At 44.1% G+C, this 22,333-nt stretch carries 15 protein-coding genes and 1 pseudogene; 3 read left to right on the top strand and 13 right to left on the bottom strand.

What is annotated here, in order from left to right; genetic code table 11:
- Positions 1–10 precede the first annotated feature (10 nt).
- The 9 genes from AC58QM_RS03585 to AC58QM_RS03545 all read right to left on the bottom strand — a co-directional run bounded on the left by AC58QM_RS03585 (position 11) and on the right by AC58QM_RS03545 (position 14,574).
- Entirely contained in the window at positions 11–1,876 is a 1,866-nt protein-coding gene (locus AC58QM_RS03585) for an FAD-dependent oxidoreductase (protein ID WP_497281406.1), read from the bottom strand.
- A 184-nt stretch (positions 1,877–2,060) separates the two neighbouring features.
- Positions 2,061–3,308, bottom strand: a complete 1,248-nt coding sequence (locus AC58QM_RS03580; protein WP_497281404.1) for an NAD(P)/FAD-dependent oxidoreductase — start codon at positions 3,306–3,308, stop codon at positions 2,061–2,063.
- Positions 3,309–3,403: 95 nt separating this feature from the next.
- A complete protein-coding gene (locus AC58QM_RS03575; RefSeq protein WP_497281402.1) occupies positions 3,404–6,049 on the bottom strand; it encodes a winged helix-turn-helix domain-containing protein in 2,646 nt (881 codons plus the stop codon).
- A gap of 105 nt (positions 6,050–6,154) precedes the next feature.
- Complete coding sequence (locus AC58QM_RS03570; RefSeq protein ID WP_497281400.1) at positions 6,155–6,991, bottom strand: (2Fe-2S)-binding protein; 837 nt, start codon at positions 6,989–6,991, stop codon at positions 6,155–6,157.
- A 230-nt stretch (positions 6,992–7,221) separates the two neighbouring features.
- On the bottom strand, positions 7,222–11,652 hold the full coding sequence (locus tag AC58QM_RS03565) for a coiled-coil domain-containing protein (RefSeq protein WP_497281399.1): 4,431 nt from the start codon (positions 11,650–11,652) through the stop codon (positions 7,222–7,224).
- Positions 11,636–12,397 (bottom strand): DUF6063 family protein, encoded by a 762-nt coding sequence (locus AC58QM_RS03560; protein WP_497281398.1) that lies wholly within the window; start codon positions 12,395–12,397, stop codon positions 11,636–11,638. Before AC58QM_RS03560 ends, AC58QM_RS03565 begins: the two co-directional genes overlap by 17 nt.
- A complete protein-coding gene (locus AC58QM_RS03555; RefSeq protein WP_497281397.1) occupies positions 12,381–13,907 on the bottom strand; it encodes a replicative DNA helicase in 1,527 nt (508 codons plus the stop codon). The genes AC58QM_RS03560 and AC58QM_RS03555 overlap by 17 nt, the downstream gene beginning before the upstream one ends.
- A gap of 213 nt (positions 13,908–14,120) precedes the next feature.
- On the bottom strand, positions 14,121–14,360 hold the full coding sequence (locus tag AC58QM_RS03550) for a Uma2 family endonuclease (RefSeq protein ID WP_497281395.1): 240 nt from the start codon (positions 14,358–14,360) through the stop codon (positions 14,121–14,123).
- The gene (locus tag AC58QM_RS03545) at positions 14,329–14,574 is read right to left on the bottom strand and encodes a hypothetical protein (RefSeq protein ID WP_497281606.1); all 246 of its coding nucleotides are present in this window, start codon (positions 14,572–14,574) and stop codon (positions 14,329–14,331) included. The genes AC58QM_RS03550 and AC58QM_RS03545 overlap by 32 nt, the downstream gene beginning before the upstream one ends.
- Positions 14,575–14,890: 316 nt before the next feature.
- Between AC58QM_RS03545 and yhbH the strand changes: the two genes are divergently transcribed.
- Together yhbH and AC58QM_RS03535 are read left to right on the top strand one after the other, a co-directional pair.
- Positions 14,891–16,048 (top strand): sporulation protein YhbH, encoded by a 1,158-nt coding sequence (yhbH, locus tag AC58QM_RS03540; protein WP_497281393.1) that lies wholly within the window; start codon positions 14,891–14,893, stop codon positions 16,046–16,048.
- Positions 16,045–16,860, top strand: a pseudogene (locus AC58QM_RS03535) (SpoVR family protein); the annotation flags it as partial. The gene yhbH and the pseudogene AC58QM_RS03535, both read left to right, overlap by 4 nt.
- Before the next feature lie 59 nt (positions 16,861–16,919).
- Here AC58QM_RS03535 and AC58QM_RS03530 read toward each other — a convergent pair.
- Together AC58QM_RS03530 and AC58QM_RS03525 are read right to left on the bottom strand one after the other, a co-directional pair.
- Positions 16,920–17,201: a hypothetical protein gene (locus tag AC58QM_RS03530; protein ID WP_497281391.1), complete on the bottom strand. Its 282-nt coding sequence runs from the start codon at positions 17,199–17,201 to the stop codon at positions 16,920–16,922.
- On the bottom strand, positions 17,202–17,435 hold the full coding sequence (locus tag AC58QM_RS03525) for a hypothetical protein (protein WP_497281389.1): 234 nt from the start codon (positions 17,433–17,435) through the stop codon (positions 17,202–17,204). It abuts the gene before it with no gap.
- A gap of 199 nt (positions 17,436–17,634) precedes the next feature.
- Between AC58QM_RS03525 and AC58QM_RS03520 the strand changes: the two genes are divergently transcribed.
- Entirely contained in the window at positions 17,635–19,065 is a 1,431-nt protein-coding gene (locus tag AC58QM_RS03520) for a SpoVR family protein (RefSeq protein ID WP_497281387.1), read from the top strand.
- An 85-nt stretch (positions 19,066–19,150) separates the two neighbouring features.
- Here the strand turns inward: AC58QM_RS03520 and AC58QM_RS03515 are convergent, their stop codons facing one another.
- Positions 19,151–21,043: a Helicase associated domain protein gene (locus AC58QM_RS03515; RefSeq protein ID WP_497281588.1), complete on the bottom strand. Its 1,893-nt coding sequence runs from the start codon at positions 21,041–21,043 to the stop codon at positions 19,151–19,153.
- Positions 20,944–22,281, bottom strand: coding sequence for a DEAD/DEAH box helicase family protein (locus AC58QM_RS03510; protein WP_497281385.1), 1,338 nt, complete (start codon positions 22,279–22,281; stop codon positions 20,944–20,946). Before AC58QM_RS03510 ends, AC58QM_RS03515 begins: the two co-directional genes overlap by 100 nt.
- Between the last annotated feature and the right edge of the window lie 52 nt (positions 22,282–22,333).

Genomic DNA, 22,333 nt, shown 5'->3' with positions numbered 1-22,333 from the left:
AACGCAGCCATTAAAGAAGTTTTGCAAGGACTTCGTCTCCCGCTTTATTCCACTCCCAGGTGTAACCTAGCACTTCCGCGAGCTTCGCCCAACTTACAAGTACAAAATTGTTCAGTACCTGAACGTCTGCCGACTCAATCGTTCCTGATTTCCCCTTGAACGTGTAAAGGATTCGTTTGTTTTCTTCATCATAAGTTGCATCGCCAAGCCCTATCTTCTCGAATGTCTGACTTAACGGCACCCATGGGATGCCATTAATCACAATAGGCTTAATTCCATTGTATGTGATGGTCTGGCCTTCCACGCTGACCCGAATGAATGGCAGATGATGGGCGATCTTATTGCCTTTCAGCAGCGTAATCCTCCCACTATTCAACTCCGCTTTCTCTCCCTCAGAGAGATGAGCGATTTTATTCTTGGCTATGATGCGATCATCTAGCTTGATCTGATATTTATGTTCCATCCGTTCATGAAGTCGCTTAATTTCCTCTTGGGATGTCGACTTCAAGCTTCTTCCATTCATTTGCGCCATGAGCACACCGATCGTCTCCCCAGCCATGGCTCCATTCGGTTGAATCCTTGCACTTCCATAGGCTACTGCAGTTGCCCCAACTAGCTTCCCCGTTGTGACAACGTTATCGTAGTCATGCAGCAAATAGCTTCGCAGCGGAATCCCATATTTATCCGGACGACCGATAGCAAGTCCTTCCCGATTGGAGCGCGAACCTTGAATGTCCATAAAATAGCCGCCAATGCTTACGTTATCCCAGAACATACGGCCACTCATTAAGTCAGAAGCTTGCAGTACATATTCGGTTGGGTAGTGGTTGAACTCTCGAATGTACAGTTCGTTGGGCTCTCCACCCAATTCCACCTGCTCGAAGCCAACCATCTGATTACGAAGATGATCGCGTATGAAGGGCATTTCTGCTTTGGCTAACTCCATGCCCCTTTGAATCGTTTCCTTCTGGCTCGGATCAATGCCGTATATCTGCAGTGCGTTAATAATAATTTCCCCGTTGCCTTGATTCAGGATGTTCAACCCTCGGAGATTCAGTTCATTCTTGTTGCGCAGTTCATAAGCCGATACAACTGGCGGGAACCCGTATGCAATGTGTGAATTTACGTAACTTTCAGGTCCGTATTTGTGTGCTCTCTCTACTTTATTCATTTTCCAATAATGCGTTTGAAACTTGTCCCAGTCGACCCCTTTGAATTTCATCATGTACGTGCCGCTCATATATTCGCGTTCCTTGCTCCCATATAGCGCTTCCAACCCTGGTAGAGGTGCCACATCAAGCTTGCGAATTAAGGCAGCATCATCCGAATTATCTACGAAATAGGAAGGCTTTACGATGCGTTTTTTCCCATTACCGTCAAGATAAGTTAGCGAATCGACTTTATTCCCTGACATGCTCACGTCTTCTAGAACAACATTTTTCTCTAGTGGAATTCCTTCAATCAATCTATGAAAATAATGAGCAAAATCTGTTTTGGTACGAATACTTCCTTTCGTATATTGCTGAAATAACTCCTTCATACCGCCCTGCATAAGCTGGGCACCATCATCATCGTAGGTACCATCGAGATAGAGCATTTCCCCCTGGATAAGCTGTCCACCCAATCTACCCTTCGTTTCAAGGATTAACACGCCTAGGCCTTCTTGTTTTGCCCTTTGTGCGAGGTACATCCCTTCAAGCTCGGTTCCCATAACAACGACATCAGGCCGAAAAGACGTTTGTGTATGCAGCGTGAAGCCGCCGTCACTATCTCGGTGCAATCCGAAGTAGCCTAACACACCGCCAACGGCTGCGACGATGATGAGAATGCTTAAGATTACTGTCGATTTCATATTACTCATTAACCAATTTTTCAATATTCATCACCCTGCTGCATCGAATTAGTGCTTCCCTTATTGTATGCATAAAGAGGAAAAAAACCAACAAAAAAGTCAACAGATACGATTAAGCGAAAAGAGTCATGAAAAAAAAGAGCTAACCGATTTCACGAAGGAAATCAATTAGCCCTTTCCGATTATTTCCCAAGCAATTATTGGGTGCTCATTCTACCGATCCAATCCCTTCTTGAATCAAACGGATGATGATTTGTTGTAGCAATTCGGGCTCATTCGCGTAATTATAAATACCAAGAAAAGCCTGAGATGCATCAGGATGACTACCAATCAATCGATTAACCATCGCTTGTTCCATTGTGACGGGTGTATTCTTCGTCGTTTGGCAGGCTAATTGATAGCGAGACATCATTTTGGACTCCATCGCGGTCTGATATTTATGAGCCATTTCGCTCCAATTGGATGTCCAATCAACCGTTTCGGATAAAATATCCCGCAATAAGCGCGCTCCGTATATCGCATCATGCATGCCTTGCCCAACCGCAGGATCCTTGAATGAGACGCTGTCTCCAACTAAAGCCCAACCCTTCCCCATACCTTGGAACCAATCGTTATCGTAACCAAGCAGCCCTTTCATTGGCTCATCCAATGTAGCTTCTCGCAGCCTCTCAGGAAAAGTAGTAGAACTGAAACCTATCTCCACTAATTCGCGCATACCTGCTTCTGGATCGTTGCGAAATTTCTCGCTCCATACCGTATTAGCCAAAGGAAACATAATCCCAATGACCACGAGGTTATCACTTGTCGGAAATACAATCGCGATTTGATCTTTGAGTTTATAAAATTCAACACAAGGGTCGCCTTCTTGACGAAAATCCGAAAAGTACCCCACATACGAAGCGAAATCCGTAGGAACGCTCCACTTCCTTTCACTATTGACCCATTTGCGCACCGTTGAATTACGCCCATCAGCACCAACAATCAACTTGGCCGTAAACTGCTCAGTTGTACCATCGCGTCGCATACCAACAATTCCGGACACGGTATCCTTCTCGTAAAGCAATTCTGTGACTCGGAACCCCTCAATGGCCGTAACAAGCTCCTGATCACAGGCATGATCGAACAGCACTTGATCCAAGTACTTGCGCCGCACACATAAACAGTGGGTTTCTCCATTAACTTCGGGAAATATCCCATCCACGATCATGTCGTCCATTTGAATAAATGCTCGGTTATACATCGGGGTCCCTGTCTGAAGTAATTTCTCCAACACGCCCATCTCTCGAAGCATGGCGACCGAATTGTTAAACAAATTGTGGGTAGATAAAATTTCACTTGGAAACGTAGTACGATCCACGAGCAGCACTTTATACCCCGCTTTCGATAATTCATAAGCCAAGGTTGAACCGGCAACTCGTGCACCAATAATAATAACATCATAGAAATTTTCTGACATTTCCTTCCTCCTCCAGCACTGAATGCTATCAGCTTATCAGAAGTGAAAGTGAGTGCCATCTAACGAACGATATATACGATGGTTATATCTTTTGCTTAAAGTAACCGATGTTGGTTAGCTTTCTGAATAGCCTGCGTTCTGCCGCTTACCTGCAGTTTGCTGTACACGCGATGGAGATGAAGCTTTACTGTCCCTTCGGCAAGCACTAACTTCTTTGCTATCGCTTTGTTGGACAATCCCTCAACGATGAGCTGGAGCACCTCTTTTTCACGAATAGTCAGCATAAACACAGAGGATGCCTCCCGGCTCTCACTACTTTCAGCCTGCCACTTTGCAGAAGAAAGGGAGAGGATCGCTTGAAGATAGTGAAGGGAGACACGCTGTCCTTGCACTTCTACCATATATTTATTCTTCCGCACATCCGCATATTGTCTCAGCAAATGCGCTATATCCGTACCCATAAATATACGCAGATACCCCTCCCGCTCACCCAGTAAAAGCGCCTGATGTAAATGCAGCATACTCGTATGAGGCTTGTTCGTTTTATCATGCAAAAGCGCTAACGCTATGTGAACTTCCAGTTCTGTCATCATTCGACCAGAGATTTTCGATTTCTTTAAGAGTTGCTCACACCAAGTGAGTGCTTCTGCCCAGCTTTTTTTCATCATTAAAATCTGTATATAAATCAGGAGCTCAAAGTCTTGATCTCCAATAATCTCGTTTTGTCTGCTCCAAGGCGACGCCGTCATCCAGTGATCTACAGCCTCTACCTCTCCCATCTCAAGTTGACAGCGAGTCAGAAAAGCATGCAGTAAACTATGCCATTGTGAACTATGGTGATGGGTCAACTTGAGATGATCCATCGCTGCGTAGAGAATGGCTAACGCTTCTTCTTTGTCTTCTCTCTCCCAAAGAATTTTCGACTGAATGATGACAGCGGGAACATAAGCCCCAATGACATGATTCCGTTTGGCGAGGCGAATAGCGTCCTCCGCTAAACAAAAAGACTCTGTTAGCTGATTACGTTCAAAACTTACCTCACAAAGGGCTGCCCGCTGATAGGCCGTAAACGGATAATCGTGGAACCCATTCTTATCGATAAATTCACCATAAAATCGGTGATAACGTTCTGCATGCTTGATTCGACCGCTAAAGCCATAATAGCTTCTGATGAGTGGAATCGTCCCGTCATTCAGCTCCATGCCTAAGCCAAACAGCATCGGCAGTCCTTCAATATTGGGGAGATTCTCGTCGACATACATCTCCTCCAAGAGGGCATAACATTGCTTGAAATCACCTAGCAGCATCGCCTGAAAGTTTTTAACAACCTTCATATCTTCCCGAATGGCAATGTAAAACGAGTCGTCTACACGGTTGGGTGCATGGAGCCCCTTTTGCAAAGTACCCATATGCTTATCCATTTGTTCTTTGTGACCCATAAACAGTTCCGTCCATATTTGAATAATCAGCAACGCGGGACGTTCCCGGATGGCAACAGGTAGTTGAAGCAACCAACGATGCAAGGTGGTAAGTTCTCTTCTTTTTAAAAGCTCTGTAGCAATCGTTAAAATGAGCTCGCTCGCTTTATCAAACGCACTTGCTGCCATCGCATGCTCAATGGCTTCACCCACATGGTTGTGCTTTTCGAACCACTCGCTTGCCGCTAGATGTAAAGAAATAATCTCTTCCGGATGCTGCTGCTTGAGGCGGCAACGCAAAAAATCCGCAAATAAGTGATGATAACGGAACCATTTGCCTTCTGCGTCCAGAGGAATGACAAACAAGTTGGATTTCTCCATTTCTTGCAATCGCCCGCTCTGTGCGGGTTCATCCGTCAACTCGGCGCAAAGCTCTGCATTCATCCTTTCTAATAGTGAAGTCTTTAATAAAAACTTACGAGTTCCCTCTGGTAAGTGATCAAAAACCTCTTCCATTAAATAGTCAACAACATAGCGATGATCGCCTTTAAATTGATGTAAAGCGTCCGCTTGACCTGATAAATGGGATAAAACAGCTAGCTGGATACCAGCAACCCATCCCTCTGTGCGGTCAGATAACAGCTTTAAAGATAATTCGTTAGGTGAAATTCCTGTTTGCCGAAACCAAAAGTCCGCTATTTCCTGCTCCTTAAATCGTAATTCAGAAAGACTGATTTCATTGAGTTGTCCTTGAACGCGTAACTGACCAAAAGCAATTGGAGGTTGTTTGCGACTGAGTAAACACACATGGATGTGAGGAGGCATACGTTCAATAAAAAACGCCACCCAGCGATGAACCTCTTCCGACTCAATGAGATGGTAATCATCAAGAACAAGCAGGATCGGATGTGAGCTTTTAAATAAATCATTGAGCAGCCACGCTATCATTTGCTCTGCAGAAAACGACACTGTCTTCAGTAATGAGAACGATTTATGACCAACACCTGGGCAGATCCGATTTATAGCAGCCATGACATACGTCCAAAATCGCAGTAAGTCATTCTCGCCGCGATCCAAAGAGACCCACGCTACTGGTATCTCCCCATTTAAACACCAATGACTGACCATGGTCGTCTTCCCAAAACCAGGTGGCGAAGTAACGACTGTTACTTTACAATGCATGGCCGAAGACATTTTCGCCATCAGGTGTTCTCTGGGAACAAGATAGGAAGGTTGATGAGGAATATATAATTTCGTGGCAAGCAAGGGATAATCGTCGAATAAAGGCTTGCTCAATTCATCATTTGGTTGCTGACCTCGCACACACCGGTCCTCCTTTGGAAGTAACTAAAAAGTCTGCCTTATCCCGCTGCTTTGCCCCCGGAAATAAGAAACAGACTTTTTTTGAACTCCACTTGCACATAATGGTTACTTCGCAGCACTTTTAGCAGCGGCTGCCTCTTCCGCGAATTGAAGTCGCAATTGTTCTTTGCGCTCTTCCCGCTCTTGCGGTTTCATACGGGGACACGTGTAGCAATATTGTCCGCCTTCCGTTCGGTAGAACATACAACAGGCCGTTTTCATTTTAATTGTAGTGTCGGGCTCGCCGGGTTTACCAGGGTAATCCAGATTCACAACCTTGACAAACAAGGGATTTCGAAGGTGGCCGAATACCTCCCCTTTCAACTCTTTCGTAACGAAGAGATGGTCCTCTTCATAACGAGCCTGCCATTCTTCTGAGGTACTCGCTGCTTTCCATTGTCCAAAAATAATTCGAAGTCGACCAGGTATAATTTTCCATAAATGCAATATGTCCATATCTGCAGCGGCAGCAATCGCTTCCACAAGAGGCCGGATCGTCTCCGCATACCAGCGGGATAAGTGCTCTTCACGCCATTCGTTTCGAAGTCCGCATGGCGGACCGCTCAGTTTTCTTATTTCTTGAAGCACAACACGGAACTCAATAAACCCCTTCTCACTTCGATACATTTGCAGCGACCAAAGCTCAGGAGACAGATCAAATAATTCATCATGTGTAACCATATACTGCATCGCTGCATTTAGGCTTCCGAGACGGCTGATTAAATAGGCTCCAGCAGCTGCAGGTTCAAGTGCTTTCATCAGAGGTGAATAAGCAGCTAAGAACTCTCGCATCCCATTTTCCGTCAAAAGAAGCGGCCCTGCCATCGTGAAAAGCGGATCTGGATGGGACTCCAGATTAACTCCGTAATTGTCCGCTATATAAGTCTGAACTGATACGCTCATTTTCCTCTCTCCTTGTCGGAAATATCACTCCTATTTTATTTGATTATACCATCATCAATAATGATTATCATTATTGATGATGAAAAAGAACTCAACACTCTCTTTCATATTGCCATGATGAGATCCTCTTGGTTCTACGAATTTCAGACGTAACAAAAAGCCTGCTTGATCTCCGACGCACAGCCTCGGAAGATGAAGCAGACTATCTGTGGTTCAATTATAAATATGTCTTAAATAAACAACTCCATCTGCTTAACGTCCCCTAGTCTTTCCAGCGAAAACGGCGCATGATCACGGAAATAAGCTTGATTAATTTCCTTTTCTTTGGTCATGACCTGTTTGCTGCCATTGGCCGCTTGTCTGAGCCTACAGCTAAAGACAACAGGGAAATAGTCCTTGAGGAATTTGCCTTCCGCATGCGCAGTCAGTGCGATGATCTGGAAGCCAAGCTGTTCCGCGATAAAAAATACAGGACTTAACACATGGTCACTCGATGCTTTACCGAAGGGATTATCTAGGATTACGGTGCGATGCCGCTTCATGTTCGCTTGAATATGTTGGCGTTTCTCAGCGACATAGTTGAGCAGTCCTAAGAATAACGTCATATTCTTGCTCCACTTTTCCCCGCCAGACCAATTGTTCGACTGCTCCCATGAGAATGAGGCTTTCGTAACGTTATTCTCATTGGTGACCTTACGACAGGAGACTTTCATGACTTTTTCTTGCAAAACAATCTGCAGAAGCTGCTTCGTATCCAGCCATTTTTCAAGTTCCTTGCGAACCGTTGATTTCACTTCTTGATCGTTTTCATCGCGGTAATGACCTTTTTCTAGTTCGGTTAAAACCCATTCCAGATGCTTACGCAGATGATCCTTCGCCTCCAGTTCATCCCATTCAGGAATGAGAAACGAGAAAATATGCTTCCACTGATCCTCGACTTTGACTCTCGTTTTATTCGGAATATCTCGAAGTTCAGAGGCAATCAGCTTCAAATGGCTGTGCACATGAATGATATACTGTTCGAGCTGCTGGTTGTGCGTGCGCATCGTCTCTTCCGCGACATGATTGACGCGTTCAATGCGGCTGTGCATTTTATGCTGAAATTGCGTTAGTTCGAGATAGTTCACTTTGTTCTCGACACCTTGCTCAGCCATATCCCTCATCTTGACATCTTTGATTTGTTTCCGGCAAAAATCAATAAAGTGCAATCTAGCCTTTTTCACCGTCGCCTCTTCCGCTTCCAGTTCCTTCATCAAGGCAGTTAGTGACGCCACCGATTTCCGCACCCATGTCTGTCTGTCATTCGGAAACTCCGCTCTCTGCTCCGGTGTGATAAAGGCTGCCTGAATGAGTGGATTCTCAAACCCGTGCAAAATTTTGTATTGATTTAGGTAATCGATCACGTCTCCGATTTTACTTAATTGCGCCTGGATTTGCGTATGTTGCTGCTGCAAGCCCAATTTCATCTGTTGTAGACGCATATCCTCACTTTGGACGTGTACATCCACTGTGCTCAGCGAATCTGAGAATGCCAGCGGCCGTTCACCCTTATGGGTATCACGATACTGCTCAACAAGCAATTTAATTCTCGCTGTCATTTCATTAAATTGTTTGTTAATCCGAACCAATTCTTCCTTATCGCGCATCAGTCGTGACTCGTGTTCTTTGAGCTCGGACATTAGCTGGGACATCTGATCTTCACCCGTCACAGAGAAAGCGAGTTCCTCGTTCAAATTCAGGTCCGCTTGTTCTAAGCGAAGCTTGTTCATCTCCCGCTCCAACGTTGTTCTGCTAGTCTGAGCATGCTTCAATTCCGCTTCCAGCTGCTGGCGTCCTTGGGAAATATGATTGAGCTTGAGATGCAAATCTTTTCTCTCTGTTTTCAGCCAATCTAAGCTATGATTCGCCTCTATGGGCTGCACATCACTTAGTTCAATGTACAGATCTTGACTTTGAAGACTCGCTTTCTCGGTTTTCAAAGCGCTCATTCTGCCCCTCACCGATTCGCTCTCCAGCTTTGCTTGATCCATTGAACGACGTCTGCCCTCCAGCTTAAGCTGCTGATCGTCAGACTGCTGGGCAAGCTGATCGATTGCCCCGTTCAACGTGACAATTTCTTTGCCCAGCTCGATGTACTTCCGCCCTTTTTCGATCCACTGCCCAAGCTGAACCATCTCTTCTTTCTGCTCATCTAAAACGGTATTATGCTGCTGAATCATCATCTCTGCCTGACGAATGGATTTCTTGATGGCATCTTCTTGGCTCTCTAGCTCACGAACGGAGTCGCGAGTGAGTCCTACTCGCCGCTCCAATTCTTGCTTAACTTCAAGCGGATATGCCAGAAGGAATCGGCTAAAAGCAGCTTGAAGCTCAGAAGTACGCTGCAGATCACGTTCCTTTTCTTGACGTGCTGTGCGAACTTCCTCTCCTTTCAAAGAGATAGCTTGCTTCCAGCTGTCAAATTCCGCTGCCTCCGCGTTATCACGCCAATGCTGCGGTTCAACCCACATGCTATTGGCCGCCGCAGCTGGAGTATCACTCTTCGCCCGACGCGCCGCTTCCTCAGATGAAATTACCTGAATAGGGAACTGCATATCTTCCGCATACTGCCGCAGCTTACTTGTGACTAACCCGACCTCGCCTTCCGTCGTAATCAATGTGACAGACCAAAGGGGATGGATCAACGCGCGCTCCGTTAACTTTAAACTCTGCAAATAGTAAATACCTGTCTCCAATAACGTGAACTGGTTTCTCCACTTCTCCACCAAGCCAGCCACATAGACATCGGCAAAAAATATAGGCTGGGCGCCATAATCATCGATATATCGGAACGCAAGACGCTCTTTCAGCAAGTAAGCTTCCTTCTCGAGCAGCAACTTTGCCGTATCCTCACTAAGTCGTTCTTCAATCGAACTCTGCTTCTCATAAACAGATGTGAGTCTTCCCCATGAAGACCTGTACGATGCGATTTGTTCCAGCATGGATTGCTGCTCTTTTTCAAATGAAGCAAGCTTATGCTCTGCACTGGCACGGTCTACAAAGGCGGTCTTGAGGCTTTCACTCACGCCAGCCAGTTGTCTTTCATTTTCCTCTTTAGCAAATGCCAAATCTTTGTTCTTCTGCACCAGCCCCACATTGCTGTCATCCAACTTTTGATACCGCTGAATCCAGTCCGTCATACTGCCTTCCATGCTCTCTACGGTTGGATTGGCTAATACATTAGCTCTCAGCTCATCTCTATCCTTCTCACGCGCTTGTACAAGGGATCTATGTTCAATGAGCTGCTTGTTTAATAGCTCTAGTTCACTTGAGAGTTCATTCAGAATCGTTTCCTCTAGATTCAATCTATTCTGATGAGCAGTTACTTCCAGACTGAGTTTCTCTTCTTCAGCCTGCCACTCCCGCTCCATTTTGCTATAAATACTGCGAATTTGCCCGCCATTCTGGCTCCACGCTTCCCGCAGAACATCCTCTTCTTGCGTATGACCGAATCGTTCAAGTTCACGCTGCACATAGTTCATGCGCTCTTCGGCAGAAGTCCACTGCTGTCTGTAATCGGCCAAACGCAACGAATAATAGCTCTCTTTCGCACTTTGGACTAGTTTTTCTTTGAACTCCACGTCATCCTCGACCAATTTGAGCTTCGTTTCCAAGACAGATTGCTCCTGCCCTTGCTTAGCAATATGCAACGATTCCTTCTTTCGAGCGAGTTCTTGCCATTGCTCATCGCATACCGCCATTTGCTGATGCCAATGCGAAAGCTTGGCGGTTTCCTCATTCTTCTGTTCATTGACGAGCAGCCAATAGGCCTTCGTTTCAGCTTGCGCAGCTGCATATGCGGTCTGCTTCATATCCATTGCGGCATAGCGAAGTACATACTGGTCTAATTCCAAGAGGATTTTTTTATTTTCTTCGATTTTTTCTTTTAATTCTTTATATTTTTTGAAGCTATCCCTATGCATTTCAAAATTATTCGCGAACTCGCCTTGTTCATAACCAGCCATGGCATCTTCTACTGTCGGAATTAACAAGCGATCAAACAACTGGCCCGTCGTTTTGCATTCGTCAAAAAAGCTCTCGACCCCGCCCTCCGAGCTATTGATCTTCGCAATCCGTTCCCACTCGGAGGCGATAATATGGTAATCATTTTCCAATATTTTGCGGTATTCTTTCATCGTGGACGGCAGCTTCGCATTCATTCTTTTTACCGTCATCCCGTGGTAATAATCATGAATTTCGCCTTTATCCGCTGCACGAAGATTGCCGGCACTTTCCTTCACAAAAGGAATACGATCAATCGCGTCAGGATCAAGCACCGGATAATCATACACATACCGATAGGAATCTATTCCTGTTGCTGTCAAAAACAAGCTGATGCAGGTCACAACATATCGCCTTGGCCGTTCACTTAGGATCCACTCAATCGCGATGTGCGCAGGACCATTTTCGAGACTTAATGTATCTTTAATTTTACGTCCAGCTAGCTCCTCATGAGGTAGAATAGCTTGAATAGCAGACTGGATGAAAACCGTCTTGCCTCCCCCATTTTCCAGCAAAATCGCGCCGTTATGCCCATCGAAATGAAACAATTCATCGTTGTAACGCTTATTTCCATCCTCGTAGACGACATTCGTAAACCGTATTCTAGAGATCGCTGGCATGTTCGCTTCCCTCCCCCTCAAACGTATGGTTTTGATATAAAAACTCCAAAATACCGCGGTTATACTCCAACTCCATGAAATAACGCTGCACTACGACTTTGGCCTTTTCGGTCAACGTAATTTCTTGATTGCCAATATCGATCACCAATTCTTGTGCGATGAGAAACTTGCGGACAGCATCCATAAAGCTAACCCGGCTTATTGTATTCCCGCTTTGCTTCGCAGCCGTTTCTTTGATATCGTCCATAGCACTCCATTTTTCGATCAAGGCTGTCCAGTTATAGGAGAATTCCTTCTCCATTTCTTTTAATTCTGCTTCCGGATGTGTACTTAATAAGGCAATTCGCTCATTCACAAGCGCTGTCCACTCTTCAATCCCGATAAAACTTCTCGTCGGCTCCATCGTTTGGTAACTGTCATAGAAAGCACCAATCAATACAATAATGCTGACATACATCAGATAAAGATCTGCATTCACCGCGTTCGCTCTCAGATAAGTGCGTTTAATTACTTCATTATTCATATGAAAAGGCGATAGCCTTGTCTCCGGAATCATATATAGCTGTTCGCCTGCAATAATCGTTACGCAATCCACTTCTCGGGCAAATTGATCCACAAGTCCGCGTACCACGTCGTCCGCCATGTAAGCTTGAAGCCATTCTTTCCCCACTTCGTTATCGCGAGCGAGCAAAGTGTAAATTCGAAAAGCTTTCATTACTGTTCCATTTTCAAGTCCGATTGTCATCCTGTTCTCCCCATGAAATCAACATATTCTGTATGCTAAACCTGTCATTCACCTGAATGATGTCCTGTTGTTCAATTACGACCAAACAGCGGTTTCCGAGAAGCGCATACATATCTTCCAGTAACGTCGCCTGCTCCTCATTCTGCTGCAGATCCATATCCACCGCCTGTAAAGGGCTTCTCTGATGCAGATAAATCCAAAAATCATAAAATGCTCGCTCGCTCAGCAATCTTGTATCTTCATTCATTTCTAACCATGCAATGAAAAGTTTCACTTCAACTTGGCCTTGCTCTTCCATCATCTGCAAAAGGAGCTCCATCAGATGCTTGTACAACTTTTTCTGCATCGTCTGGTACCGGTATTCGTCGCTGTCTCCGCCAATTTCCAGAAACGTATTATCCCGCTCCTGACCGGTGCTGTCTTCCAGCAAGTTTTGCTCGGACCACACTGTCAACAGTGACCACATCTTCGTCTCTTGTACAGGTAAAAATGGGGCAATAACACCTTTCATGGTCTCTAAAGGCAGCGGCGTACTAAAGATAAGAGAAGCAATATCCTGATCAAAATTAAAAGAGTCCAATCCCGTATAATATAAGGATTCTTGCGCTGCGCCTAAGGCATGCGATTTCAGCACCATACTCTGGTGAAAAAGAACAGAATGCTCGCCATGCACCTTTTCCAACTCATTAGATATTCGTAAAATTAACTCATACGGTCGTTGATCCACTTGTCTAACGGTCTGTGCCTGAACACGATCCTTGGTCTCTTTCACGAATTGTCGTAATTCTTCAAACTCGTCATTTTCCATTTGCAATCGTAAATAGATATCTTCTAGCAGACCTTTATATCGTCCGAATGTTTCCTCTGATACAATGTTTCTTTTCAGCTCATGCTCCAGCTTAACCATCCGCTCCTGCAGCGCTTCTACATCGATCCGCATTTCGTTGATTTGACGCAAGGCACCTTCGAACTCACCTTTCTCCAACTGTTTGCGCAATACTAACTGATGAATAGACAATTGAAATTCAGTGTAAAATTCCTTGGTCGCAAAAATAAGCTCCAACCCATCTTCGTCGAGCGTGTAGTACTGCGTATTCGTTTTTAAGTCGAAGGCATTCGCTTTCAGAATCGATATGTAAATATGCTCTTTCTGGCCAGATTCCCAGTTCATAAACGTAAAGTCCCGTTTCTTCCCTGTTGTCGGGCGAAACACTTGTGTGATCTGCCTCGCCAGATCTTCGAATCCAGCTTCATCCAAATCAATGAAGATCCCCGTTACTTTCAAAAGAAACTCGGCCAGGTCCTTGACGCCAGCCTTGTTATTTCGCATCAACTTTTGCTCAAAGAAATAAAGTAATGTTAAAAGTCCAAGTTCCATAAAATCAATCGGTTTGTTTTGTCGATCTGTTTGCCGCTTTCTCTGCAGCTCATAGAGCGGGTCAAAAAGTGCCAGCTTGGTCATCCGTTCCCGAAACCCGGAAATCACCTGACCAATTTCTACGTAGTCCATGCTGTGTGCCTCCAAATCTTGTAAAGCTCTTGTGTTGCTCCTGTTTGAGAATTTATCCACCTTACATCATAACCGATTGTAATCGTTCAAACCATTGATCATTGACAGCTTCCAGAAATAAGAAAAAAAATCCACCCGAACTCCAATGCTTGGCATCAGGAGATTAGGCAGACTTTTGTAGTTGCATGAATGAATCCTTGCACCACACCAGTATTACACGATTACGAATATATTCTTCAATTCAAATTCGCATTCTGGAAAAGCAAATGAATACAACTTGTCTTCTCTTCCAAAAACCTCTCGCTTTTGAAACGCCCCCTCTTCTAAACCATAAACTTCAACAGTTAGATGTGCGGGGTCAACTATCCAATATTCTAAAACACCGAACTTTTCATATGTTTTAAACTTTTGGTTTCTATCTTTATTCTGGATTGTCGTATTCTTCTGTTTCACTTAATCTCACATCAAACGGAGAGAAAAGTACCTCACATATTGAATCCTTGAGAAATGAGTGAAGTTCAAGAAAGATGCTACTTAAGATTCGTTGATGTGTCGTAGTAGGAGCAGACGTCATATTAAATGGTACTCCACTAATTAACTCCCATCTGCCTTCCCATTCTTGTAGATCTTGAAAATTATAGTGATGATCCTGTTCAGGCATTTTCATGAAAGTCCCTCACTCACTACTATATTCCCTTTATTTTATCACAATTAGATGAAAAGTCGAAGTTGTAAATCCAGCAACAGACCTTCTCTTCCCATTATTACCGATTGCGAACTATTCAACCTGTAACCATCCCTATCCGTACTGCCAACCTGTCAAAATCATTTTAACAGCCAAACTCATACGCAATTAATTCCTTGCTATCAAAAAAATTTGCACCACATATCCCCCGCACACTTGAATATATTTAATAACAAGCTTTATTTCCCTATGTCTGATCAGCGCTGCCGCTTATCATAAACGCCAAGGAGGTGTCCCCATGACAGAGCCCTTATTTATCGTTTCCAAAGAGGATTGGTCACTCCACCGCAAAGGATACCAAGATCAAACCAGACATCAAGAGAAGGTCAAAGATGCGATTAAACAGAACCTTCCGGATCTCGTTACAGATGAAAGCATTGTCATGTCCAACGGTAAACAAGTCGTGAAGGTACCGATAAAAAGCTTGGACGAATACCGCTTCCGCTATAACTTCAACAAAGGCAAGCATGTCGGTCAAGGCGACGGCGATTCGCAGGTAGGGGATGTTCTGGGAACAGACCCGCAGCCTGCACAGGGGCCAGGCAAAGGCGAAGGCGCAGGAGATAAAGCCGGCGATGATTATTACGAGGCCGAGGTCAGCATGGAGGAACTGCAAGCCATGCTCTTCTCCGAGTTGGAACTGCCAAATCTGCAGCAAAAAGATAAGCGGAACATGACGTCGACCGAAGTTATTTTCAACGACATTCGTAAAAAAGGGATCATGTCCAACATCGATAAGAAGCGGACGATCCTCGAAAATATGCGCCGCAACTCTCGTTCCACGAACCCAGGTATTCATCATATCTCACCAGATGATTTGCGTTTCAAAACGTGGGAAGAGATCGAAAAGCCGCACTCCAATGCGCTTATTATTGCCATGATGGACACCTCTGGTTCTATGGGCTCCTTCGAGAAATACATAGCCCGCAGCTTCTTTTTCTGGATGACCCGATTCTTGCGAACGAAGTATGAGAACGTTGAAATTGTGTTTATCGCTCACCATACCGAGGCCAAAGAGGTAACGGAGGAGGAGTTTTTCACCAAAGGCGAGAGCGGGGGCACGATCTGTTCTTCAGCTTATCAAACAGCCATTGATATTATTGATAAAAGGTACCCCCCTTCTCAATTCAATATTTATCCCTTCCACTTCTCAGACGGCGATAATTTAACTTCCGATAATGAACGATGTGTGAAGCTGATTACACAGTTGATGGAGCGCTCGAACATGTTCGGCTATGGGGAAGTGAACCAATATAATCGCAGCTCAACGCTGATGTCAGCCTTCCGTCATATTAACAACCCTAAATTCCTGCATTATGTCATCCGTGAAAAAGGTGAAGTTTATAAAGCATTAAAAACCTTTTTCACCAAACAGGAAGGAGTGCCTGCACAGTGAGTAAATCCGAAATCCAGAAGCTGGAATATGCCATTGATGAAATTACGGAAATCGCGAAAGGCTTTGGGCTCGACTTCTTTCCGATGCGGTACGAAATTTGTCCAGCAGAAATCATCTACACCTTCGGTGCTTATGGGATGCCAACACGCTATAGTCACTGGAGCTTTGGTAAAAATTTTCATCGTATGAAGACGCAGTACGATTTTGGACTTAGTAAAATTTATGAATTGGTCATCAACTCCGACCCCTGCTATGCCTTCCTTTTGGACGGAAATTCCTTGATTCAAAATAAACTGATCGTCGCGCACGTGTTGGCTCACTGCGACTTCTTCAAAAATAATGCCCGCTTCTCCAAAACGAATCGGAATATGGTGGAAAGCATGTCAGCCACAGCCGAACGCATCCGCCAATATGAAATTGAGCATGGCATCGATGAAGTCGAACAATTCATAGATGCTGTTCTCGCCATCCAAGAGCACATTGACCCCGTACTAACGCTAACGTATGGTCAAACTCGCAAACGCCAAGAGAATAATAAAGCGGCTACACCAAGCGTTCGAGGCGAAGCCACCTACGGATATGAGGATTTATGGGACTTAGATAGTCGCAATAAGCCCCATGTCTCTCTGGATAAAGAAGATACGAAGCGTTTTCCACCGAAGCCGGAGAAGGATCTTCTTCTTTTTATAGAGGAGAATGCCCCTTACATGGAGGAATGGCAACGCGATATCTTGACCATGCTGCGAGATGAAATGCTGTACTTCTGGCCGCAGCTTGAAACCAAAATCATGAACGAAGGCTGGGCTTCGTTTCGCCAAGGTGCTTAAATTGGGGTACAAAAAAACCGACTCGCTTAGGAGCCGGATAATGTTCAATATTTAAGATTGCGTTTCATGGCGCCGTGCTTGAACGAGGTGATCACGTATCTCTCGCCGTTATCCAGCACTTTGTAGGACACAATATAGCGATCCACCACGCAGTAATAAGTGTCGCGGTACTCACGCGATGGCATCATCGTTCCCATACCGACGACCTTCCGCTCCACCCGTCGAAGCAAATTAATCTTGTAGTCGATGGTTTCCTGCTCGCTGAAATGATCGCTCTTGATTTGTCGGAATCGATTTCGCGCCGTCTCGGTCCATTGAACGATCAATTACAGTTCACCACGCTTTATCGCTTCAACCATCTCTTCAGTGGAATAGACTTTACCTTGCATTAAGTCTTTCTCGGAAGCCTCAATCATTTGTCTGATTTCTGGATCGGAATCAAATTCATCAACAGGGCTATAAACTTCATATTCCATGCCTGCAATACGGATGAACTCTTTGTGGTCTTTTAGATAAGAACCAATGACACTGCCGTCTGGAGCTTTGAGACTAAATTGCATGAGCTTCGCCTCCTTAAATGTTTTCGTAGAAAACATGACTTCGTAAGCATATTCTATCTTTGAATTATACCACATCCAGTGCTTCAGCTGAAGCACGTTCACGATGACCGGTGCAAACTCAGGCGGTTACTTCATAAACAGTTTTACCCAAAATGAGCAATGTCACACGTATTCTACAACATTCAAAGGGGGTTCAAGTATGACATCCTCGGATATCAAGTCATTGGAATATGCTATTGATGAAATCACGGAGATCGCCAAGGGGTTCGGACTTGATTTCTACTCGATGCGGTACGAAATTTGCCCCTCCGATATTATTTACACCTTCGGCGCTTACGGTATGCCGACCCGCTTCAGCCATTGGAGCTTCGGTAAGACGTTCAACAAAATGAAGATGCAGTATGATCTCGGACTTAGTAAAATATATGAGCTCGTCATTAACTCCGATCCTTGCTATGCCTTCCTGTTGGACAGTAACTCCCTTGTCCAGAATAAACTGATCGTCGCCCATGTACTCGCCCATTGCGACTTCTTCAAGAATAACGCCCGCTTCTCAAAGACAAATCGGAACATGGTCGAGAGTATGACCGCAACAGCGGAACGTATCAGCGAGTATGCGATGACATACGGAAAATTGGCTGTCGAGCAGTTCATTGACGCCGTTCTTGCGATTCAAGAACACGTCGATTCTTCGATCGTAAAGCCATACCAAATGAGTAGAGACGCATATGTTTCTTCCTTGCAGAAGCAAAAGTCCGCCTCCCCAACGCCTGTTCACTCACCGTATGATGATATTTGGTCTCTGGATACCACGAACGATGTACCGGTGAATCGAGATGAGCCTGTTCGCTTCCCTCCACAGCCGGAGAAGGATATATTATGGTTCATCGAAGAGTATTCATCGATATTGGAGCCGTGGCAGCGCGACATCTTAACGATGCTTCGGGATGAGATGCTCTATTTCTGGGCGCAGATGGAAACGAAAATCATGAATGAAGGCTGGGCGACTTTCTTCCATCAGCGGATCATGCGAGAGCTTGATTTAACTGTCTCTGAGACCATCGAATATGCAAAACTGAACTCCTCTGTTGTACAGCCATCGCAGCATTCATTAAACCCTTATTACTTGGGACTAAAAATTTTTGAAGATATCGAGAAGCGCTGGGATAACCCTACTACGGAGGAAAGAGATCGATACGGTCGAGTACCAGGGCGCGGCAGAGAAAAATTGTTTGAGGTGCGGGAGTACGATCATGATATTTCGTTCATTCGAAATTACTTAACCAAGGACTTGGTAAGGGATCTGGACCTGTATGTATTCGAGAAGAAAGGTCCTGAGTGGAAGATTACAGATAAATCGTGGGAGAATATTCGTGATCAGCTCGCCTATTCGCGAGTGAACGGCGGTTTTCCTTATTTGGTTGTGAAAGATGGGGATTATTTGCGGAACGGGGAAATTTACTTGTTGCACCAGTTCGAAGGCGTAGAGCTGGATTTGAAGTATGTGGAGCGGACGCTACCTTATGTTTATCAGTTGTGGGGGAAGGCGGTTTATTTGGAGACGGTGGTGGAGGATAAGGGAGTGGTATTTTCGTATGATGGGAAGAAAGTGAGTCGGAAGTTTTTATAGGTGGATAAACCCGCGTTCCAGCGCGGGTTTATTTATCATTAATGGAGAAACGTACTTTCACATAAAATCGAATTAACACATATTCTTAGCGGCTCCACTCAAAACCAAGCTTATTTAATCGTTGAAATCTTTCAATGTCGAGTATGCCTTTTTTATATGCGCTCCTTTGTGTTCTAACCCACTCGCCAAGCTGCGGAAAATCTAAGAACTTAAGTGGCACGCTGCAGTGCCCATACTCATAACTGTATTGTACAAGTAGTTTGAACATTTCTTCCCAATTGTCACCATAGGGGTTCCATATAAACCCTAAATCGTTTAATCGCCCCACTTTTTCAAGTTCCAATTCCCCTTTTCTATACCTCCCCCTTTGTTTTGCAACCCACGTACCCAGTTGTGGATTTTCGTCAAATTTATGAGGAACACGAGAATGACCATACTTGGATATAAATTCTTTAAGTTTCATGAACATCTCTTCCCATTTGTTGTAAAAGGGGCTCCAGTCAACTCCGAGATTATTAAAACGCTCAATTAGCTCAATCTCGAGTTTTCCTTTATTATACAAGCTCCGTTGCTTGCCCAACCAATTTGCCAGAATCAGGTTTTCTACATACTTTTGAGGCACACGACAATGACCGAATTTTTCTTTGAATATTTCCAGTTGCCGGAACATTTTTTCTCTCTTGTTATCAAGAGGAGTCCACTCAAACCCAATATTTCTTAACCGTTCTATTTTCTCAGCGGAAAGTTCTCCTTTTTTATATGTGCGTCTTTGCACTAATACCCACATGCCAAGCTGCGGGTTTTCGGCATATCTATTCGGCACACGGCAGTGACCATATTTGACATTATATTGTACAAGCTGATTGAACATTTCTTCCCATACGCCATCTTGCAGAATCCACTCGAAACCAATTTGATTTAATCGTTCTATTTTCTCGAGTATAAGCTTCGCTTCTTTATACGATTGTCTTTGGTTGTTAACCCATGTGCCAAGTTTCTTGTTTTCGGTGAATCTATTCGGCACACGGCAATGACCGTGTTTGATTTTATATTGTACAAGCTGATTGAACATTTCTTCCCACTTGCTTTCAATGGGATTCCATTCAAACTCGAGCTTATCTAAGCGTTCTAACTGCTCACCAACAAGTTTGCCCTCTCTATTTAATTTTCTTTGAGTAAGTATCCACGAACTAAGCTGCGGGTTTTCGGCATATCTTCTCGGCACACGACAATCACCTTGTTTGATTTTGAATTGCACAAGCTGATTAAACATTTCTTCCCATGCACTATCAAGCGGAGCCCACTCAAAATCGAGCTTATTTAGGCGCTCAATCTTCTCAGACGCGAGCTTCCCCTTGAAATATGCTTTTCTTTGCATTCCTACCCAATTTGCCAACTGTGTGTTTTCAGTAAAACCTTGTGGCACTCGGCAATGTCCGTGATTGAATTTAAACATTTCCAGTTCCTGATACCGATAATTCCACGAATCGATCAATCGTTCTTCCACTGATCGAAAAAAAGAAAGCGTTTCATTCAAATCTTCAAGACTTTTGGTCATCAATGTTAGGTCAACTTCCCGTTTAGATAAACCGAATTCTGATCTTCGTTTCGAATGGTTAGCGACCGCTGTTTGGAGTTCCCCATAAAAATCTTCGTAGGTGCGGACCGAGATAAAGTTGTTTACGAAATCAAAAATAAGCGGTTGAAAATGACTGCCAGTTTGAATAGCGCGTCCAATTTGCTGATAATATACATTAGGCGACTCTGTTTCACGCAGTAAAATAACACCCGTAATATTTTTCACATGAATGCCTTCATTTAACATATTAACAGCAAAAAGCAAACAAACTTCTTTGCCTTTATATTTGTCAAAAGCTTTTAGCTTCTCATTGTTACCATTTTCACCACTAAAAATAAAAATTTTATTAGGCAAAGGAAATCCTGCTTTTTGAAACCATTTCTCCACCGTTGGTGACATCTCTGCAAGGTGTTTTTTATCTTTGCAAAACACGATATATTTATTACTCCCTTTTTTACATGTTGTTTTAACACATCAGCTACGCCTTCTGTACGCTCCCAGTTTAGCGCATATGTTTTTAACTGAAGCATGAGCTCTTGTTTGCTTAAATTCGAATTAATGCTATTTTGAATTTTTGTTTTTACTCTCTTCATTTCGGCTTCGATAGAGTAAATGGCGAACACATATCGTGGCATTGGTAACACTTCAGATGCAATTGCATCGGGCAAACTTAAACGTGAAGCAATGATGCCATCGAAAAGTTCATCTGACATATCACGACTATCGTCCAAATAGCGAATCGGAGTTGCGGACGCACCGAGCACTTTTGTAGTTGGGTGTTGAGCAAGCAAACGTTCTACACCTTTTCCCCACACATCAGCACCTGCGCGGTGAAACTCATCCAACACAATGATTGAGGGGTTTAGACGTTGAATATCTGCGTTGTTTAAATTCGCTAGCTTCGCATATGTTAAAAAAGTTGTATCTTTGCCAGACCAACTTACGTTTTTCTCGATTTCCTTCAACACAAAGTGGGACGGGGCAACGACAACACTCATGGTGCCGATGAATTTTGATAACGACTTCGCAATTATAAAACTTTTGCCCGTCCCCGTCGCTTGCACTACCGCTGCTTTTCCCGACTTTTCCCAAGCCTCTACCAAGGCTTCAAAAGCAATTTCGTTATGGGCATACAATTTAATTTGCGGCACCTGCCTGCTCAGATCAAATGACAATATCAGTTCTTCCACATACGACCAGTCATCAAGGCATAAATTAAATTGTTTTAGTTCTATTGCTGCACTTACAAATCCGTTCACAGAAATGACCTGAAATTGGTTACAAGCATAATGATTGTTTGCTTTTTCTTCAAACTTTGTAAGCTCAATTTTGGTGTCGGACCAGCTCAGTGGGTTGTTTTGGTTTTTCGCTTGCACAATCCAGTTGACCCGATCTGGCGTCTTGGGGTGGTACAGCAATATATCTGCACCTAAATCGTTTTTGCCACCTTTTCGAACAGCGATCCAGCCGTTTCCGTTAAAAAGTGCTGTTAGGTACAGCTCGAATACTTTGCCTTTGATCCCTGGGGGTAGTTTTACTAAAGCAAATTTAATAGCTTCAACTTTTTGTTGCTCAGTTAATGACAACAATGTTTTTAATTCGTGTTCAATTCTATCGTTTAAGCCCTTTAAGTCCATAGGCAAATCATCTCCGAACAAAGATTACTATATTCAAGTATTAGCGCTTCAA

The sequence above is a fragment of the Paenibacillus sp. J22P165 genome (assembly GCF_059692015.1).
Note: the sequence above shows the minus strand (reverse complement) of the source record. Positions and strands in the feature narration are given on the sequence as shown.

Coding starts and splice junctions, on each gene's coding strand:
- AC58QM_RS03580 (WP_497281404.1), bottom strand. CDS start 3,308: ATGTCAGAAAATTTCTATGATGTTATTATTATTGGTGCACGAGTTGCC.
- AC58QM_RS03570 (WP_497281400.1), bottom strand. CDS start 6,991: ATGAGCGTATCAGTTCAGACTTATATAGCGGACAATTACGGAGTTAAT.
- AC58QM_RS03565 (WP_497281399.1), bottom strand. CDS start 11,652: ATGCCAGCGATCTCTAGAATACGGTTTACGAATGTCGTCTACGAGGAT.
- AC58QM_RS03560 (WP_497281398.1), bottom strand. CDS start 12,397: ATGACAATCGGACTTGAAAATGGAACAGTAATGAAAGCTTTTCGAATT.
- AC58QM_RS03555 (WP_497281397.1), bottom strand. CDS start 13,907: ATGGACTACGTAGAAATTGGTCAGGTGATTTCCGGGTTTCGGGAACGG.
- AC58QM_RS03545 (WP_497281606.1), bottom strand. CDS start 14,574: ATGAAAATGCCTGAACAGGATCATCACTATAATTTTCAAGATCTACAA.
- yhbH (WP_497281393.1), top strand. CDS start 14,891: ATGACAGAGCCCTTATTTATCGTTTCCAAAGAGGATTGGTCACTCCAC.
- AC58QM_RS03525 (WP_497281389.1), bottom strand. CDS start 17,435: ATGCAATTTAGTCTCAAAGCTCCAGACGGCAGTGTCATTGGTTCTTAT.
- AC58QM_RS03520 (WP_497281387.1), top strand. CDS start 17,635: ATGACATCCTCGGATATCAAGTCATTGGAATATGCTATTGATGAAATC.
- AC58QM_RS03515 (WP_497281588.1), bottom strand. CDS start 21,043: ATGTCACCAACGGTGGAGAAATGGTTTCAAAAAGCAGGATTTCCTTTG.
- AC58QM_RS03510 (WP_497281385.1), bottom strand. CDS start 22,281: ATGGACTTAAAGGGCTTAAACGATAGAATTGAACACGAATTAAAAACA.